The sequence below is a fragment of the Marinifilum breve genome (genome assembly GCF_003202155.1).
Classification (GTDB): domain Bacteria; phylum Bacteroidota; class Bacteroidia; order Bacteroidales; family Marinifilaceae; genus Marinifilum; species Marinifilum breve.
Window position 1 is genome coordinate 168261 of sequence record NZ_QFLI01000001.1, and the last position, 17978, is coordinate 186238.

Below are 17978 nucleotides of genomic sequence, written 5' to 3' on the forward strand. Positions count from 1 at the left end.
CACTAAATTTTTCCAAAAGTATCTTTTTTCATATATGCCCTAAGCAGCATATACATTACAATTCCCTTTAATATACTACTTCCTGTAATACTCCACCATACACCATTTAAACTTAAGAATGTATAGAAACCAAGGAAGTATGCACCCGGCAAGCGTAAGCTAGTGAAAATTACACTTACTACTGCCGATATTTTTGTTTTTCCTAAACCATTAAATACACCTGCATTAATCATCTCCAAGCACATAAATAACTGGGAAACTGCCAGAATCATTAAATACTCTTTCCCCATAAGAATACTTTCTTCTTCGGGAACAAAGATTGAAAAGAGGGTTTTAGGTATCAGCAAAAATAATACTGTTGTTACTGAACCAACAATGAAAGACATTCTCCAACCTGCTCTGTAAATATTCGGTACTTCAGTCAAGTTTTTCGCTCCATAATTCTGCCCAACCATAATGGTTACAGCTTGCATAAATCCCCCTACAATCATGAAGGTAATTGATTCAATCTGAACCCCAATTTTCTGAACCGCAATAGCATTCGGTCCCCAATCTGCAATAATTCTTGCAAGGAAAATGTATATAATCGAGAAGGAAATTCGCTGAACCGCAGCTGGTGTACCCACCGCAAATATGGTCTTAAACTTATCCAGGCATGGTAAAATGCCTCTAAAATTAATGTTAGCCGTTTTCTTATAGATGTATAGAAAATAAAGCAAACTCAACAAACGACCAATAATCGTAGCGTAAGCTGCTCCATCAACGCCTAGAGATAATCCGAAAATTAAGATTGGGTCGAGTACAATATTGGCAGCCGTTCCAATTAAACTGGATTTAAAAGAAACCTTTGTTTCGGAGTGAGCATTAAACATGCTAATGAATAAAAGGTTGGCATAACTTAAAATCACTCCAAATGTACTAATCACAAGATAAGAAGTGGCCATCTCGTTCACCTCTGGATCCTGCATTTGAAAGAAGTTGATAAACTTTTCGGGGAATCCCCAGAATATAGCTGAAAATACCGTAGCGATTAGTCCAATACCCCAAAGTGCCGAAGTTGCAAACCTACCTGCTCCCTCCTCATCCTTGGCTCCCACCGAATGTGAAATTTTAATATTGGCCCCTACAGTTACAATGGAAGCCATGGCCCAACCCAAATGAAGAAAGAATCCTGCCGACCCTACTGCCGCTACAGCATTACTTCCCAATGATCCTACCCAAATCATATCAGTAAGATTATAAGCTGTGTGCAACAAATAAGAACCAATTATAGGAATGGCCAATTTAAGCAGGTCTTTGCCTACTGCTGAATATTGTTGTTCTCGCTTAAAAAAGCGAGCTAAAAATCTGATCATAAAAAAAACTCGAAGTACAAGTACAAAAATACAATGTATTTCGAGTTCTATTTCTTAATCTATTGTTAATTTCTATGATTACCCCCTAAATCCCCCTGAAGGGGGACTTTGGTTCTTGCAATTTATATCTGTTCATTGATATCTATTCTTTCCAAAAGCCTCGTTGATTTCCCAATCTGAACTTACCTGGTCCGATAAGAGCTACAGCCAAAGAGCCAAATATATACAGAGCATTTAATTCAACAACCAAACCACCATATTCGGTGAATTTAAATATTTCGTGAGCATGTGCTGCTGCCGTTGCAACCAATATGGTAAACGAAATTAATAGGCCAGAAACTCTGGTATATAATCCTAATATCATTAAAATTGGCGCTACAATTTCACCAACATATACTCCATAAGATAAAAATTGCGGCATTCCGGCTTGCCCTAACAAGTACTTTACTCCACCAATTCCATTCATTAATTTATGAATTCCGTGAGGCAACATTAAACCTGCCACACTCACTCTTAATATTAGTTTTCCTAAATTTTCCATTGATTAATTTTTTATTCAAATCTAAAATAGAAAGTAATTTCTTAATAAATTGTTAACTAGCTATTATTTAATCTCTATCAAGGGATAAACAAAATCGATTACCTTTGCAGCTCAATAACTATCAACCAAAACTTGAATGAGAAGAAATCCGAATTTCCCTTTTGCACCTGCTAAATTTCCATTTTTCTACGGCTGGGTAAGTATGGCCGCTGGTACCATTGGTGTACTTTGCAGCATTCCCGGACAAACCATTGGTGTATCTGTCTTCACCGATTACTTAATTGACGAATTGCAATTGAGCAGAGATGTGTTGAGCACCGCCTATTTAATTGGAACCGTGGCCAGTTCAACAATATTGACCTATGCAGGAAAAATATACGACAAATTCGGAGCAAGATTTACCGCTATTATTGCGGCATTAACCCTTGCCATTACTCTCATGCTGTTTTCAGCTTCAACGGGCATAGCAAGCGGATTATCAGAAGCCTTTAGTATTAAATATTCGGTGGTTTCATTTGCAATGGTATCCCTTTTCTTCTTCTTGCTGCGCTTTTCGGGACAAGGAGTATTAACTCTGGCATCACGCAACCTTATTATGAAATGGTTCGACAAACGCAGGGGTTTGGCCAATAGCATTTCCAGTGCCATACAGTCATTTGGCTTTGCTGTTGCTCCATTGTTTATAGCCATGTTAATTGGTGAATTCGATTGGAGAACCGCATACCAGATATTGGCAATCTTAACCCTTTTGTTCGTTGTTTTTGCCTTTATTGTTTACCGAGATAATCCTGAAGAATGTGGTTTAATACCGGATGGAAAAATACTTGAAGCCAAATCGAACAACAGTTCATTCACACCTAAAAGAGATTATACTTTGCCGGAAGCACGCAGCACATGGGTATTTTGGATTTTTGCCCTTGCCTTATGCTTTAGTGCTTTCTTTGTTACTGGTTTTACTTTTAATGTAATCTCCATATTCGATTCATGCGGTTATTCCGAGCAAAAAGCACTAAGCGTATTTATACCAACATCTATCGTATCTATCATTACGGCATTTGTTGGCAATATTCTTAGCGATTATATGCGTTTGCAAAAATTGTTATTGGTTTATTTATCCGGATGTTTGTTATCGGCATTGGGAGTAGCAATTCTTAATTATCCTGTAGGATATTATATTTTAATATTTGGTAATGGCGTTATGGGCGGTTTGTTTGCAGTGCTTGCATCGCTTACCTGGCCTCGTTTCTTCGGACGCAAATATTTGGGAGCCATTAGTGGATTATCCATGTCGCTTATTGTTTTTGCCAGCGCAATAGCTCCTTTGTTCTTTAGTAGAATTTATACGCTTACCGGCAATTATTTCCTTGCGGGATACATTGGCGTAGCAGTAGTGGTTGTTCTTCTCCTTCTATCGGGAAAAGCAAAGAACCCGCAATTGAATTAAGTTTTTATTGATATTATATTCATTATCTGATCATTTTCGTTAAATTTATTGTCACTTGAACCAAACATATTATTTGAAGTGACTGAAATAGCAAACAACATTCAAAAAGATCTTTTGGATAAGATTGAATCCATACCAGAAAAGCAAATTATTACACCCACAATTCCCATAGCCATCTATTTACAAGAATCTGAAAACCTTGCAGCATGGGCAATGGATGATCTGGATCAACTCTCGAAGGTTGGAATAAATATTACACATATAGAAGATGTAAAAGAGCGAATTGAAGCTTGTCGTTTGCTTCAAACGGAATGGATGAATATCAAAAACTGCACTTCAGATGCTAAAATCAAGTGGCAAAAAGACTCTGAAGCTGGCTATGCGCTACATAAGGAAATCTTACACGATTTTAATTTTGCTTATCGAGATGATAAGAGACAAATGAAAATAATTAAACGTCTTAAATTAAAACGTGGTATTTCCAGCTTAGTAGAAAACCTTGGCGTTTTTGCAGAAATAGGACGACATGAAAAGGAGCCATTAGAAAAAATACATTTCAACTTCGATAAGCTGGAGAAAGCACGTCAATTATCTTATTCTCTTCATGACATACACAACGACTATACATCTAGTACAGAAAAAAAGCACAAACAAAAGGTTTTGAGAGACAAATCGTACACCTATCTAAAATTATTGCTCGATGAAATAAGGTTATCTGGCAAATATGTATTCTCCGGGAATAAAGAACGCCTTCAAGGCTATAAAGTGAACTACTTTATCCAAAAAAGAGCATCACAAAAGGAATAAACCTCTCCTTAAGCGAAAATTACTATTCCAATTTACCAATTGAGTACTTCTATAGGTAAGAAATGTTCTCTTGCATTATTAAATTCTAGCTTGCGATATTTTTTTATCTTCTTGCACTTTATTTATATGTCTTGCGTTTTTTATTGTAGACTTGCATATTGTTTCAACGTCTTGCACTGCAAGTGCTATGTTATTTTCCGCAAGATTCTCTTTTTTTTCTGCAAGTCATTATTTTTTATTGCAAGGCTTATATTTTTACTGCAAGATTCTATTATTTTTTGCAAGACTTAATTTCTTAATATTAGGAATACTGATTTTTACAATAGGGATATAATTTTTTGCCATTGGCATCTACTATGGGCGATTAGCCTATTAAATCTGCAAACAGGGCATCATTATTTTCCCAAAACAATACCTATGCTGATATTCATTAAAAAGATAACATAATCAATTGTTTGAAAATAACCTAAAAACCGAATGAACCAAAATCATCTATTGTAATAGAACATACATTTTGATATTCAATACTAAATTGTATATAATCCTCTCTATAATGTAAGGTATAACGATAATCGCCTATATTTTCTGATATAAGCTTATTACGATAATTATCTTCTTATACTTCACCTTTAAGTATGTTGTATCTTTCTTTAATTAATTCTAATAAGATATCCCATTTTGTTATATCACAGGTTGTAAACTCAAAAGCTTTGACGGTGTGTTTTGGTTTGTATTGTTTACACATATCTAACCTACCTACAACTCCCATAAATGTAGCTTTATTATTATCTGTACTATCAGTTTCAAGCTCCTTTAGTAGTAAACTTTCAACAGTTTTACCATTTATTTTAGGGTTACCTTCGAGCGGTATAGAATCCACTTTAGATGTTACAGGAGTAGTAATCGGTAGAATCCTGTTCCCTAATTTGTCAATGATTCCTCTATCTGTTTTCATTTCTTTGTTTGTAGTATTTTGTACTGCTCAAACAAAGATAACTAAATATAGATACAGAGGTAGCCAAAAACAAATTTAAAGTGATCTTGAAAAATCTCAGCTACCTCAGATTTATAATCTGAGGTTTGGGGAATCTGAAATTTTCAATTTCATCTTACATCGGATTAAATATCCTCTCCTCTCAGCCTGTAAATTTCAAATTTACAGGAGCATTTGGCCCTCCAGTCTTGATAAATGTTCTCCCAACAATACCTATCTTGATATAGATTAAAAAAAATATTCCATTGGATGTAATAATCTTGAAATTCTGCCACTAATTAAGAAAAAACTATAGTGAGTAACGATTTTTATACATCATCGATTTTACCGTATGCCGCTATCATTGTGAAGATATGCCGGGCATATACCAACACACAAGAAGATTTCGAAGATTATTATCAAGAGGTCTGTTTGCAGATTTGGAGGAGCCGAAAGAATTTTAACGGACAATCGGAATGGTCTACATGGATCTACCGATTAACGCTTAATGTTTGCTTGACTCTTCTGAAGAAGAAGGATCGCCAGCATGTGGCATCAGATTATTTGCCTGACGAGGCAAGTGAGGGCAGCCATGTATTTGCCGACGAATCTTTAAATCAATTGTATGACGCCATTAAGCAGTTATCCGAAGTCGACCGTGGGATTATTCTGCTTTACCTGGAAGAGAAGTCATATAAAGAAATTGCAGACATTATTGGTAGCAACACGAACAACATTGGTGTGCGAATTAAAAGAATTAAGGAACGATTAAAAAAATTACTAAATGGAAAAGTCAATTGAAAATATATGGAACGAGGGATTTTTAAACAAGGAATGTGTTGTTATCCCTAAACTCAATAATTTATACAGTCAGAAATCGAAACACCTGATCGAGAAATTTAAACGAATGGGCAAAAATAACCTTTATGGAATTGTTATTGGCGCCACATTTATGCTACTGGTTTCTTTCTTTTTGAAAATACCGATTATAGGAAGTTTTTTCTTCTTACTATTGATGCTGGTGGTATGGGTAGGCAAAAAGCAAAGTGACAAACTGGAAGAACTGGACATTTCTTTGAACAGTTATCAGTACTTAAAAGCTTTTGATGCTTGGTTGAAAAAAGCCATATCGCAATACATGAAAATTTTTAAGTTTCTATATCCACTTCTGTTTCTGGCTATCATTTTGGGTACGCTTTACGCTGATATGAATCCGTTTTTGAAAGAAAGAACCATTGATAAAATCATGAGCGATCCGGATACCTATTTGTTATATGGTTTGCCGATATTCTATCTTCTTCCAATGGGTATCTTTCTAATCTTGGTCACCATATTTAGTGGCAAACTGTACCTGTTTGATATCGGATTGATTTATGGCAACATCTTCAGAAAACTGGAGGAGACTATTGCTGATATGGAGGAGCTGCAGGGGTAAATCGCTCCTCAGATCTGTAATCTGAGGTTTGTCGAGCTTGAAATTTCTAATTTCACTTTAGAACAGAATAAAAATCCTTAACCCATACCCCCCCTGAATCCCCTGGAAATGAGGACTTTGGTTGCTGCATATTTGAATCTGATAATTGAAAACAAAAAAGCGCATAGATCAAATATTGAATCTTTGCGCTCTTTCCATATAATATCTTAGCGTACTTCGCGTGAAACTTTACTTCTTCAAATCCGCAACCAAACGATTAACTGGAATCAAATCAAACTCCCCAAATCGTTCAGCTTCGTAATGTTTGATAAACTCCTGATTGATCATGAAGATTTTGCTATTGTAGGTATCCTGTGGATAGGTATTTTCGGCATGAAAATCATCAAAATCGGTAAAGTTTAGCGGACAAGCCGACAATTCCCAAGCATCGCCTTCCTGGTTCATATACAGTAGCGGCAAACCATGAGTTCGGCAAATAAACGGACGAGATGCGTAGATTTGGCACAAATCATCTATCAGGAAGTTACATTCCTCTGCCTCATCACCAAGTTCTCTGTATTGTGTAGGAGGATTCTGTTTCAGCTCATCCAAAATTGCAAAATACTCCACTGGTAAAACCTGGAAATTCATGCAACACTCAGAACAACCTTTCTTACATGCTATCTGATCTTTATGCAGATTGGCCAGTTTTTCACTCAACTCACTTACCTCATCTCTTAATTGGCGGTACTTTGCCAATTCTTCTCTTGCCTTTTCGTTCATTTCTATTGAATTTTGTGCAAATGTAGAAAAAGTATTCAATACACCCCCCTGAATCCCCCCTGAAAGGGGGACTTTGGTCGCTGCAAACTTTGCTCTGATTACTGATTACTGATCACAGTTCCTTGATAACTGAAAAGGTAGAATATCTGCCAATTCAATTTTCTCTGGACTAACAGCAGCACGAATCGGATACACCTCTACTCCATTCTCGTAGGCTTTCTTTAGTGTTGCCGCGTAATCAGGATCGATATCAAAGGCCGGGGTGAATATCTCTACATCGCTGCGTTGAATTACATACACCATAACAGCACGTTTGCCTTCTGCTTTTACTCTCATTAGGGTTTCCAGGTGTTTCTTGCCTCTTGTGGTTACGGCATCCGGGAAACGAGCATATTTATCATCTTTTAGGCTTACATTTTTCACCTCGATAAAGCATTCTTCCTCATCATTGCTGGCAAATACATCAAATCGGCTATCCTCAAATTTCACTTCTCGCTTTACTGTAGTATAACCCTTTAATGCATCTATTTCCTGATTCAATACAGCTTCGTACACCAACACATTGGGAACCGCTGTATTGATACCTACCCAATCACCATTGATCTTGATCATCTCCCAGGTATATTTGGTTTTGCGTTTAGGATCATCCACATGAGTGAGATATACCTCTGCACCTTCCTCGAGGCAAGATTTCATACTACCAGAATTTGAAGTGTGTGCAATCACAACTTCACCATTATCCAGTTCCATATCTGTTAAAAATCTTTTGTAACGACGAATTAATTTGCCATGAACAAGAGGCTTAGGAAATATCATAAAGTAATGTGTATTAAAAATTCTACTGGAATGACAAATATATGTTGATTTGAGCTACTTTTGCCTCATCAGAACCAAGAATCTAAACATGAATAGCGAAATACATCCTAAAATATTTATCTACAACCCAACATGCGAAATCGCCATTGCCAATGGTACAGTAAGCTATATGCCCAACAAAATGCTTTCGCGATTTGAGAAGGATTTGGATGTTTTGCCCATGTATTTTGCCGATGAAAAAGATGTGGTTTTGGTCAATCAGTTGCCTGATCAGGAATTGAGAACCGTTATGCAGGAAGCTGGTATTTCTTTGCCAGAATTCAAACTGTTCGAATCATCAATACAGGACAAAGAGTTTGTAAATTCTGCCAAAGAAAGTTTGGAGCCATGGGGATGGAGTCCAAGAATTCATCATATCTTCAAACACCTGAAGGATTCTTGTCAGGAAGAGTTTAAGAATCGCCCAAATGCCGAATGGCAAGCTGATCACAAAAATCTATACAGTCGTAAAAAGGCTTTGGAAGTTCTGAACTTTTTTCTGGATCGCACAAATGATCCATTCTATATCGAAAAGGAACAGATTGCTACAATTTGTACTACAGTTGCAGAAATTGAAGAACTGATTAATCAGTGGAAACAGATTGTAATTAAAGCGCCATGGAGTTCTTCAGGAAGAGGCTTGCAAGTACTTCGTCAATCTCATTTGAATGATTCCATCATACAATGGATTAATGGCACTTTGGATATTCAGGGCTATGTAATGGTTGAGCCTTTACTAGATAAGAAGCACGACTTTTCTCTTCAGTATCATATCAATACCTATGGCGAAGTGAATTATATGGGAAATGGTTTCTTTGCTACCAACAGCAATGGTCAGTACGATAGCAATATTCTGGGTGGAATGCCTACAGCAATGAAAGAATTTCTTTCTGATGAAAAGATGCAGCAGCTAGCGGAATACATGAAGGAAGCTATGATTTCCTGTGGTATTGCACAAAACTACTCTGGCTATTTGGGCATTGATTGTATGCTTTACAGGGATAAGAGTGGAGAAATGAAGCTTCAGCCCTGTCTTGAAATCAATTTAAGATACAATATGGGTACACTTGCCTTGATATTCGATGAACACTTACACCCTGAAACGAAAGGAGTATTCAAAGTACATTTTAAACCAAAATCAACCTTCGACCAATTTCATAAAGAAATGGTAAAGAATCACCCTTTGAAATGGAAAGATGGCAAATGGTTTGAAGGATATTTGCCTTTGGTAAGTTTTAGTCAGAATAAGGTGTTTGGTGCGTACTTACTACTTGAGAATACCAATCAAGAGATAAAGTAACTATATCGATTAGACGACGATGAATTTTTACTATTTTCAGGTTGAGTTTTTCCCTCTTAGGGAAGATCCCATTAATTAAACTATGTTTTCAACCCTTGATTCGCATGGAGAACAAAAAAACAATAAGCCCAAATTGAGCTTACTGCCTTTATAGTTGCTTTAATCTGAAATATTACCCAGCTTAATCAGTCTGTTTTATCTTGTTACGTTTCCAGTAGGATTTGTTGCTTGTGAATTATTACTCATGTCGTAAAGTGTATGATCATCAGCATCTGCTGGTACCATACCTACCAATGGCTTTAGTAAAAATGGAGCTGCACTGTTGTCTGGCTCTGGTTCTACCGAAATAACAACTGTTTTGCCTGCCAAATCTGTAGGGAATGTCACTCCTGCAGGGGCATTCATAAGAAAATCTTCACCTGGGAATGGAGGTCCCGCCTGATTTCCGCTAAATGGAGCACTGTCATCAGCACCTGTTACCGAAGTAAATTTACCTGTGGTAACAGGAACTCCGTCAATTACTGCCCAACCTTCGTATTTCCAACCCGATGGCAAAGTAGGTAAAGATAAACCTGCTCCTGGTCCTGCCGAAGGATCAAGCCACCAAACTCCACTCTTCTCGTTACTATCCGCTCCATCGGTAGGAGTTGCCAGAATGTAGCTACCTGTCGAGCTTGAAAAATCAGAACCTAGTGCTGAGGAATGCCCAACCGATAGTGTTGCTTTTGAACCAGAAAAATCACCTGCAAGAATATGAACACTAGATGGTCCTGGATCATTATCAGGACTTGGTTCAATGGTTAATACATAAGCTGATGCATTATTTAAATCAGCCGAATTAATTGCAAATGAAGTTTGCGATAAAGCTCCCGATCCATTCACATTAAAGATACCAGCAGAAATTGCTTTCCCGTTAACAATAAGCCATCCTTCGTATGCATAGTCATCTCCTAAATCTTCTAGTCCAGTAATATTAAGATTTAGTGTATCCTGAACCATCATATCATTATCGTCGTCATCGCAAGCAGAAAATAGGAATAAGCTTGCAGCTGCAAATAATAGTAAATTTCTCATATCTAACATTTTTTTGGATTAATACTTTAAACTTTATTGTAAAAGTACTTTCCTCATAATCCAAAAAATGTAAGCTGCATCACATAAAGGTTAGAAAGTTGATTTTTCTACAGGTTTTCTACTCCTCGGATACGAATTTCTTTTCTGGTATAATCTATTATCCCATCCTGTTTCAATTCATTAAACAGTCTGGTTACCGTTTCTCTTTTTGTTCCGATTAGGTCTGCAAAATCCTTTTGTGTGAAGAAATGATTTACAATCACTTCTGAACCACTCTCAATTCCCTTTTCATCGGCCATTTCTTTTAAGAAATCACACAAACGAGTTTTTACATCTTTGTGTAAAAGAGCTTCGAATCTGCGTTCCATCTTTTTTATCCGAAAACCTATTAATTTGTATATCGACAAACCAAACTTTTCATTTTGACGCATTAACTCATACATATCAGGAAGTTTCATTGGACAAAGCTCGGTAGGCTCTGTACAGGCTAATGCATAATCATCCCTTTTGTCTTCACCCAATAAAGCTTTCTCTCCAAAAATTTCACCTTTACCCAAAATCGCTTTCACAATTTCTTCTCCTTCCTGGCTATAAGAAACTATTTTAACCTTTCCCTTACTCACCATAAAAATGGATTTGGAAGAGTCATCTGGGAAGTAAATAACATCTCCTTTTTTAAATCCCTCAAAATGATCTTTTTGATATTGCTTTAATTTATGTGGACATAGAATTTGAAATAGATTTACATTCTCGAAACACCAAATTGAGTTACTCATTTTATATATTGTTTTTTGATTTTGTAATTAAGCTCAGCCCTTCCATACTCTATGAAAGGGCTGCTATATTTTTGATCTTAATGATGATGGTGGTGTTTTCCTGGACCGAAGTACAAGTGAGAAAAGTCGTGAACCGCATTGTTCAACTTCTTAATAATTTTTAGATCCGTTGTCTGTTTCGATTTCATAGCATACACACAGATTTCATGAAGCTTCGCTAATAATTTCTGATTCTTCTTCATTTTGACTGCATCATCAGTAAGCTTTACTCGCTGAAACATGAAGTATTGAGTAGCGATCTCTTGCAGTTTCTTAGCATGCTCCTCTTTGTTATTTACCCAGCGAACCAATTGATTGTAGTTTACGTTCTCCTCAGCAGATAACTCTACAATTTTCTTCATACTTTTCTCGATGGTAGTGATATGCTCACTCATCAAGACAACGCGTACCGAATCGGCATATATACCACATGGCACCTCGCAATGTGCAAAAGTATTTTTCTGATTTCCAACAATTAAAAACAATGCAAATACAAGTGATAAACCTGCAGTCCTAATTAATTTTCTCATAACAACTAATATTTTTTATTGATATTAAATTCTTATTTAAAATTAATCTATTTAATGAATAATACAAATACCATTTTGCATTATATGATACTTGTAAAGCTAAATACCATTGTTTAAAAATATCTTACTATAGGAAGTTTACGATCTACAATATACAGATCTGCTTAAAACACTTAAATAAAGAAGGTGTGTGTTTAACTACCGCTAAACCAATTTTTAAAACTACTTACCTTTTCTCGGCTTACGATTAATTCTTTATCACATTCAGTATTTAGAACCACCTTTAAGCGAGAATTTGAATGCACCAATACATCGTTAATTGCATTGATATTTACAATGAAAGAACGGCTGATGCGATAAAATTGCTTCGGATCCAGAAGATCTTGCAGTTCTTCCATTTTATAATCGATAATGTATCTTTTTCCATCATTTAATAAAATGAAAACATCCCTTCCTTCTGAGTAAAAAAGCCCTATACTTTCTGCTCTGAAGGATTTTAGCTTCTCTCCTACCTTAACCATAAACCTGGTCTTGTAATCTTTTTGGATATTTGCCAGTGCAGCACTTAACTCTTCAATGCTTTTTATGGATTGATTCCCAAAAGACTCTTTCATGCTCTCGTACTTCTTAAGTGCATCATACAAGCTATCAAAAGTAACAGGCTTTAAAAGGTAATCCACACTGTTTAGTTTAAAGGCATTTAATGCATACTCGTTATATGCAGTGGTAAAAATTATTGGAGTTTTAACCTGAACTCTATTGAAAATTTCAAAGCTTAATCCATCCACCAAATGGATATCCAAAAAGATTAAATCAATCTTATTTTCCGGATTTCCCAGCCAAACTGAAGATTCTGTTATGGACTCAAATCTATCAATTACCTTAATTTTCGGATCATATTTGTGTAATAATCGCTCCAGTTTATCTGCAGCTAATGCTTCATCTTCAATTATAATAACATTCATTTTTAGGCGTAGTGTATTTAGTGTCTGTTAGTCTTCTATGTTGATTTTAGGAATCGATACGTGAATAGAGCCATTAATTCTTTGCCATTCGAACTGAGTATCTGTATAAAAAGTTAAAGTCTTTTGTATCGCCTCCTTTAATGCCTTAAACTTTGGCAATGGAGTTAACCTCTCCGATGACAAGAATCGAAATCGTATTGTATCATCTGAATCCTCAATAGAAATTTCCAATTTCGTATTCAAATCAACCTGTTGACTATATTCAATCAATTGAATGGTTTGTAAAATCATGTTTGGAACAACATGTATATTACTTATGTCATCCAGAGCCCAATTTACAATTAAATTATCTGAGTAATTGTAATTTCTAAGCTTTAAATATTCATCTATTTTTAATTTCTCTTCTTCAAGTGTTATAATCTCCGAATATCGATTGCCCAGTATTCTTCTATAGAATAAGGCTAGATGATCAATATACTGCTCTGCTCCTTCAACCTGATCTTTTCTGATCAAACTGATTACACTTTCCAAAGATTCATACAAAAAATCAGGATTCAGTTTATTTTTGAATACTTCCAATTCAAACTCGATATTCTTTCTATTCATTTCCTCTTTTTCAAGTAAAAGGGAATTTTGTCTGTCCAGGAAACGAATACTCAAATAAAACAAGTGAAACAGAATTCCTACCAAAATAAATATGATTAGGAATGAAATGAGTTCCGATGAAAATTCACTAATCCCAATTACGAACTTAAAGTAAATAGCAAATAAGGCATACACCATGCCTACGGTAATTAAAAAGCTTCCCGAATAAATCACTGAAAATTTCAGCAGCTTATTTCTGTTTAATATTTTAATCTTATCGGTTTTCAATAGCCAGAATCTGTAGGATTCGAATAATATTGCAGTAACGGCAATCAGGAATATTAATTCTTCGGGGCTAAAGTTATTACTGATCTCGGCTAAACGATCAAAAATTAATAGCATTAAAAGGTATACCAATATGGCAACACATGGAGGTGTAATCAAACGGTATATATTATTGTTTAAATAATTGGCTTTCATCAGGTCAAGTATTATTTCACGATTGAAGTATTAAAGGCAGACTTACCTTAAAATGCTCATTTTTATCCAGCAAAATACTGTCATTAGTAAAGTATGAATATCTCTTTTTAATATTCTCTATTCCGATCTGGAAGGATTCCGGTTGCTCTCTTAATGGATTGATGTTGTTCTTTACACACAAATAGTTATTGTTGATTTCAATATCTACAGACAAAGGTGATGTTTGTGAAATTAAATTGTGCTTAATGGCATTTTCAACCAACATTTGAATCGAAAGTGGTGGCACATAAGATTCCATAGCTTTATCAGGAATATTAATCTTTAATTCGTAAGCTTCCTGAAATCTTACTTGCAATAAATAATTGTACGACTGCACAAAATCCAATTCTTTTTGAAGCGGTATCAATGGTCTATTGTTTTGCTTAAATATAAAACGATAACTTTCAGCAAACATTCTAATAAATTTCTCCGCCACTTCCTTGTCCTTATAAAGAAGCGATGATATGGTATTTAAAGAATTAAATAAGAAGTGTGGATTCAATTGAGATTTTAATGCCTCAAACTGCAAGTTTAACTGATTGTTCATCAACTCGACGGACTTAATTTCCTCTTCACGCATCTGGTTGAATGAATAGATCATGAAATCGATGATACAATATACAAGAACCACCAAAAACAGAATTAAAAGCGTCTTAAAGATTTCATCATTGTAAATCAACCAAAACTGAGAATAGCTCAAATCACCTCTTAAAGAAATCAAGAACATTTCAGAATAAATGGCAATTAGGACCAAGCCTATTAGGTACAAAGCTGTGCATTGGATCAAAAAACGTATGCCATGTCGCTGTTTCCAACTCACCAACTTATTAAGATATTTACCTACAAACAAAGTAGATAATCCAGCCCACAAACCAAATACAGCACTAGGCAGATATCCTGTTATCTGGTATTCAAAACCGGGTAATTCGCCTACATAACTATAAAATGCCAGAATGTAACATAGCATTCCAAGTATAGGACTGATGATAATAAAGCGGAGATTTTTATTCACGGTTACGGGGTTTCTCTGAATTTACGATTAAAGATACGGCAATGATTTTGTCGTATTACAATCTTTCTTTAAGAATTCGACCTATCGAGATTTTCACCCGATAAATCGATCTTCTTACATTTTCGTTAATTTCATCTGTTTACAATTTTCTTGTCAAGGTCAGATGGAACTTACCATTCCTAAATAATCATCCTCGTGTGTGAGTTAATAATTATTTACTCATGGACATTTCATTTTGAATAAATGGCTTTCATTACTTTGCCATACTCATACTCTGAGCTTATTTCTTGTGCTGCATTGATTAAGGCATCTTTAATTTCCTTATCTTCCAAATCCATCTTGTGGGTTGCTGCTAAAAGAAAACTTGCCAGTTCGTAATTAGACGATATGTTATCTGATTTAGAAATAAGCACCAATTGCTGCTTTTTAGTCAAATTCCCTTTTATCAATAGGGTTTTATAAAATTTGCTTAACTCATAGCTTGATGAAATATCATCAGAAGCTTTCAATAAAAAGTCAAATCGATCCTCTCCCAATGGTTCATATTCAACCAATTGATCCAGAATTCCTTTATAGGTATAATCCGATGATATATTTCCTAACAGTTCATTAAATTGATTAAGATTCGATTTATTAACCATCTGTTCTCGAATCATGGAATTTATAATTTGTCCCATCTCATAATCTGAAGATACTGATTCTGTAAGCTCGATAATTTTATCCACATTACCTGATGACAATCCTTCATCCTTGATAATCGATTTGATTATCTGCGATTTCTCATAACTCGATGATAGTTCTTCAACCTCGTTCAAAACTTTATTTAATTGAGCTTCGGTTAGCTTATCATCAGCCAAAGCCATCTTCATTAGGTTTGATTTCTCGTAAGAAGAACTGATCTCACCCATTGCATCAATAAAATGAGTAAAGTTTTCTTCGTTAAGCTCATTCAACTTATAAACTGATTTTAAAACCTGTGAAAGTTCATAATTAGATGAGATCTCTTCCAAACTATTAAAAAACTCTGCCGAAATTTCAGGATCCTGAATAAATACTGGATTGTATTTTTTGTAAATCTGAGACAATTCATAATCCGAATTAATTCGATATGGGAACTCTCTTAGCAAATTTTGTAGCTCGTTTTTATTTAGCTTATTATTCTTCAGCAAGTATTTTACCATGCGCGAACGATAGTAGTCGCTATCCGTCTCCTGTAATTCGTTCAAAAAACCTGTTACTCCCGATTTCTTGTATATTTTATTGACTCTGTTTTCAAGATCAAGCCCCGAATTTCTAACAATATCAGGAAGCATTTTCTTCATCCAAGCACGACCTTTAGGCTCAAAATCAACCTCTCTGCTTCCCTCAAAGTAACGATAGTTAACTCTACCTTCATCCGATCTGATGTATAACTTACGTCTCATACCGAAACTCACCATGCTTATTTTGATGTAAGCATCATCCGACATGGCTTTTACATCGGTATAGTCATCATTAAATTCAATATCACCATTGGTAGAGATTTTTATATTTTCTACCCTCCAATTGTTATTCTTGGTAATCACAATATCCCAATCGCCATTACCTGGATTTCCAGCATTACATGATAATGTCGACAACATTACCATTGCCACTAGGCTAATTACAAATTGTAAATGTGTTTTCATATGCTTGTATATTATTTTCATGACGTTTATATTTTATCCTACGATACAATATTCCGAATAAAGCATATAAGAAAAAAACAAATTGACATCAACTGTAGTTTCAATGTAATGAATTGTAAAAAGTATGTATTCAGAGGGAGTGATGGATAGAGACGGCATTCATGCCGTCTTAAAAAATAAGACGTAGATCTTAATCATTATCTATGATCTAGCGAAAGAAAATTTCCTGCGCATTCAATAATTAATCCAATTAAATCGTATAAATCTGAGTCTAATTAAATCCGTAAATAATAGAATTGCTAATCCTTGTTGTTGGAATTATTATCACCCTCTGAAACCCGCATTAAATATAGGCTTACAAAACGTCTATATCTTTTCTCAAAAACGTATAGACGTTCTGGGTAAAATGTCTATACGTTTTAGGCAATTCGTCTAAACGTTTTTATAACTTGGTAATAAGGATTACGAATTTGAACAATACGAAACAAAAAAAGCCACCTCAAACGAGATGGCCCATATCTTATAATATGTGACATTTCTTACATGTTCATACCACCACAAACGTGAAGTGTTTGACCTGTTACGTATGAAGACAAATCAGATCCTAAGTAAACACAAGTTTGAGCAATTTCTTCTGGTGTACCACCACGTTTCAATGGAATTTTTCCAGCCCACTCTTTTACTACATCCTCTGGCAATTTACCAGTCATTTCAGTAATGATGAAACCTGGAGCAATAGCGTTAGAACGGATACCTCTTGAACCTAACTCTTTAGCTACAGATTTAGTAAATCCGATGATACCAGCTTTAGATGCTGAGTAGTTTGCCTGACCAGCGTTACCGCTAACACCAACTACAGAACTCATGTTGATGATAGAACCACTACGCTGCTTCAACATTGTTCTTTGAGCTGCTTTGGTAAAGTTGAAAACAGATTTCAAGTTAACGTTGATTACTGCATCCCACTGCTCTTCAGTCATACGCATTAATAAAGTATCTTTAGTAATACCAGCATTGTTTACCAAGATGTCAATAGCACCAAATTCTTTTACGATTTCAGCAACTACCTTATCAGTATCAGCAAAGTTACTTGCGTCAGAAGCATATCCTTTTGCTTTTACTCCGTAAGAAGCAATTTCTTTTTCAGTTTCGATAGCTTGCTCGTTGTAGAACAAGTCAGTAAAAGCAACATTACAACCTTGTTTTGCAAATTCAATTGCAACCGCTTTACCAATACCGCGAGAAGCACCGGTAACAATCGCTGTTTTTCCTTCTAATAACTTCATGTGAAATTCTATTTTTATTAAAAATATATTCTTAATTAAGGATGATGTTCCCA

The 17978-nt window shown here is 35.3% G+C and carries 18 protein-coding genes; 5 read left to right on the forward strand and 13 right to left on the reverse strand.

Annotated elements, in window-relative coordinates:
* Positions 1-2: 2 nt before the first annotated feature.
* Positions 3-1355: an MATE family efflux transporter gene (locus tag DF185_RS00675; protein WP_110358803.1), complete on the reverse strand. Its 1353-nt coding sequence runs from the start codon at positions 1353-1355 to the stop codon at positions 3-5.
* Between the two features lie 142 nt (positions 1356-1497).
* Complete coding sequence (locus DF185_RS00680; RefSeq protein WP_110358804.1) at positions 1498-1896, reverse strand: DoxX family protein; 399 nt, start codon at positions 1894-1896, stop codon at positions 1498-1500.
* A 136-nt stretch (positions 1897-2032) separates the two neighbouring features.
* Between DF185_RS00680 and DF185_RS00685 the strand changes: the two genes are divergently transcribed.
* A complete protein-coding gene (locus tag DF185_RS00685; RefSeq protein ID WP_110358805.1) occupies positions 2033-3340 on the forward strand; it encodes an MFS transporter in 1308 nt (435 codons plus the stop codon).
* Between the two features lie 78 nt (positions 3341-3418).
* Positions 3419-4147 (forward strand): hypothetical protein, encoded by a 729-nt coding sequence (locus tag DF185_RS00690; RefSeq protein ID WP_165835902.1) that lies wholly within the window; start codon positions 3419-3421, stop codon positions 4145-4147.
* A gap of 616 nt (positions 4148-4763) precedes the next feature.
* Here DF185_RS00690 and DF185_RS00695 read toward each other — a convergent pair.
* Positions 4764-5102 carry a hypothetical protein gene (locus DF185_RS00695; protein ID WP_110358807.1) on the reverse strand — a complete coding sequence of 113 codons (339 nt, stop codon included), beginning with the start codon at positions 5100-5102 and terminating at the stop codon, positions 4764-4766.
* Positions 5103-5435: 333 nt separating this feature from the next.
* Here DF185_RS00695 and DF185_RS00700 point away from each other — a divergent pair, with 333 nt between their 5' ends.
* Both DF185_RS00700 and DF185_RS00705 read left to right on the forward strand, forming a co-directional pair.
* The gene (locus DF185_RS00700; protein WP_110358808.1) at positions 5436-5921 is read left to right on the forward strand and encodes an RNA polymerase sigma factor; all 486 of its coding nucleotides are present in this window, start codon (positions 5436-5438) and stop codon (positions 5919-5921) included.
* Complete coding sequence (locus tag DF185_RS00705; protein ID WP_110358809.1) at positions 5905-6555, forward strand: hypothetical protein; 651 nt, start codon at positions 5905-5907, stop codon at positions 6553-6555. Before DF185_RS00700 ends, DF185_RS00705 begins: the two co-directional genes overlap by 17 nt.
* A 228-nt stretch (positions 6556-6783) precedes the next feature.
* Here the strand turns inward: DF185_RS00705 and DF185_RS00710 are convergent, their stop codons facing one another.
* Both DF185_RS00710 and sfsA read right to left on the reverse strand, forming a co-directional pair.
* Positions 6784-7317, reverse strand: a complete 534-nt coding sequence (locus DF185_RS00710; protein ID WP_110358810.1) for a YkgJ family cysteine cluster protein — start codon at positions 7315-7317, stop codon at positions 6784-6786.
* A 105-nt stretch (positions 7318-7422) separates the two neighbouring features.
* Positions 7423-8133, reverse strand: coding sequence for a DNA/RNA nuclease SfsA (gene sfsA, locus DF185_RS00715; RefSeq protein ID WP_110358811.1), 711 nt, complete (start codon positions 8131-8133; stop codon positions 7423-7425).
* Between the two features lie 88 nt (positions 8134-8221).
* Here sfsA and DF185_RS00720 point away from each other — a divergent pair, with 88 nt between their 5' ends.
* Positions 8222-9472, forward strand: coding sequence for a hypothetical protein (locus tag DF185_RS00720; RefSeq protein WP_110358812.1), 1251 nt, complete (start codon positions 8222-8224; stop codon positions 9470-9472).
* A gap of 195 nt (positions 9473-9667) precedes the next feature.
* On the opposite strand, the gene DF185_RS00725 is transcribed toward DF185_RS00720, so the two are convergent.
* The 8 genes from DF185_RS00725 to fabG form a co-directional block, all read right to left on the reverse strand.
* Positions 9668-10546: an anti-sigma factor gene (locus DF185_RS00725; protein ID WP_110359404.1), complete on the reverse strand. Its 879-nt coding sequence runs from the start codon at positions 10544-10546 to the stop codon at positions 9668-9670.
* Positions 10547-10653: 107 nt separating this feature from the next.
* Positions 10654-11322, reverse strand: a complete 669-nt coding sequence (locus DF185_RS00730) for a Crp/Fnr family transcriptional regulator (RefSeq protein WP_110358813.1) — start codon at positions 11320-11322, stop codon at positions 10654-10656.
* Between the two features lie 77 nt (positions 11323-11399).
* Positions 11400-11891 (reverse strand): superoxide dismutase [Ni], encoded by a 492-nt coding sequence (locus DF185_RS00735; protein ID WP_110358814.1) that lies wholly within the window; start codon positions 11889-11891, stop codon positions 11400-11402.
* Between the two features lie 194 nt (positions 11892-12085).
* The gene (locus DF185_RS00740) at positions 12086-12856 is read right to left on the reverse strand and encodes a LytR/AlgR family response regulator transcription factor (protein WP_110358815.1); all 771 of its coding nucleotides are present in this window, start codon (positions 12854-12856) and stop codon (positions 12086-12088) included.
* Positions 12857-12883: 27 nt separating this feature from the next.
* Positions 12884-13921 (reverse strand): histidine kinase, encoded by a 1038-nt coding sequence (locus DF185_RS00745; RefSeq protein WP_110358816.1) that lies wholly within the window; start codon positions 13919-13921, stop codon positions 12884-12886.
* A gap of 16 nt (positions 13922-13937) precedes the next feature.
* A complete protein-coding gene (locus DF185_RS00750; RefSeq protein WP_133249920.1) occupies positions 13938-14972 on the reverse strand; it encodes a sensor histidine kinase in 1035 nt (344 codons plus the stop codon).
* A gap of 230 nt (positions 14973-15202) precedes the next feature.
* Entirely contained in the window at positions 15203-16660 is a 1458-nt protein-coding gene (locus DF185_RS00755) for a hypothetical protein (RefSeq protein ID WP_110358818.1), read from the reverse strand.
* 518 nt (positions 16661-17178) lie between these two features.
* On the reverse strand, positions 17179-17925 hold the full coding sequence (gene fabG / locus DF185_RS00760; RefSeq protein WP_110358819.1) for a 3-oxoacyl-[acyl-carrier-protein] reductase: 747 nt from the start codon (positions 17923-17925) through the stop codon (positions 17179-17181).
* Positions 17926-17978 lie beyond the last annotated feature (53 nt).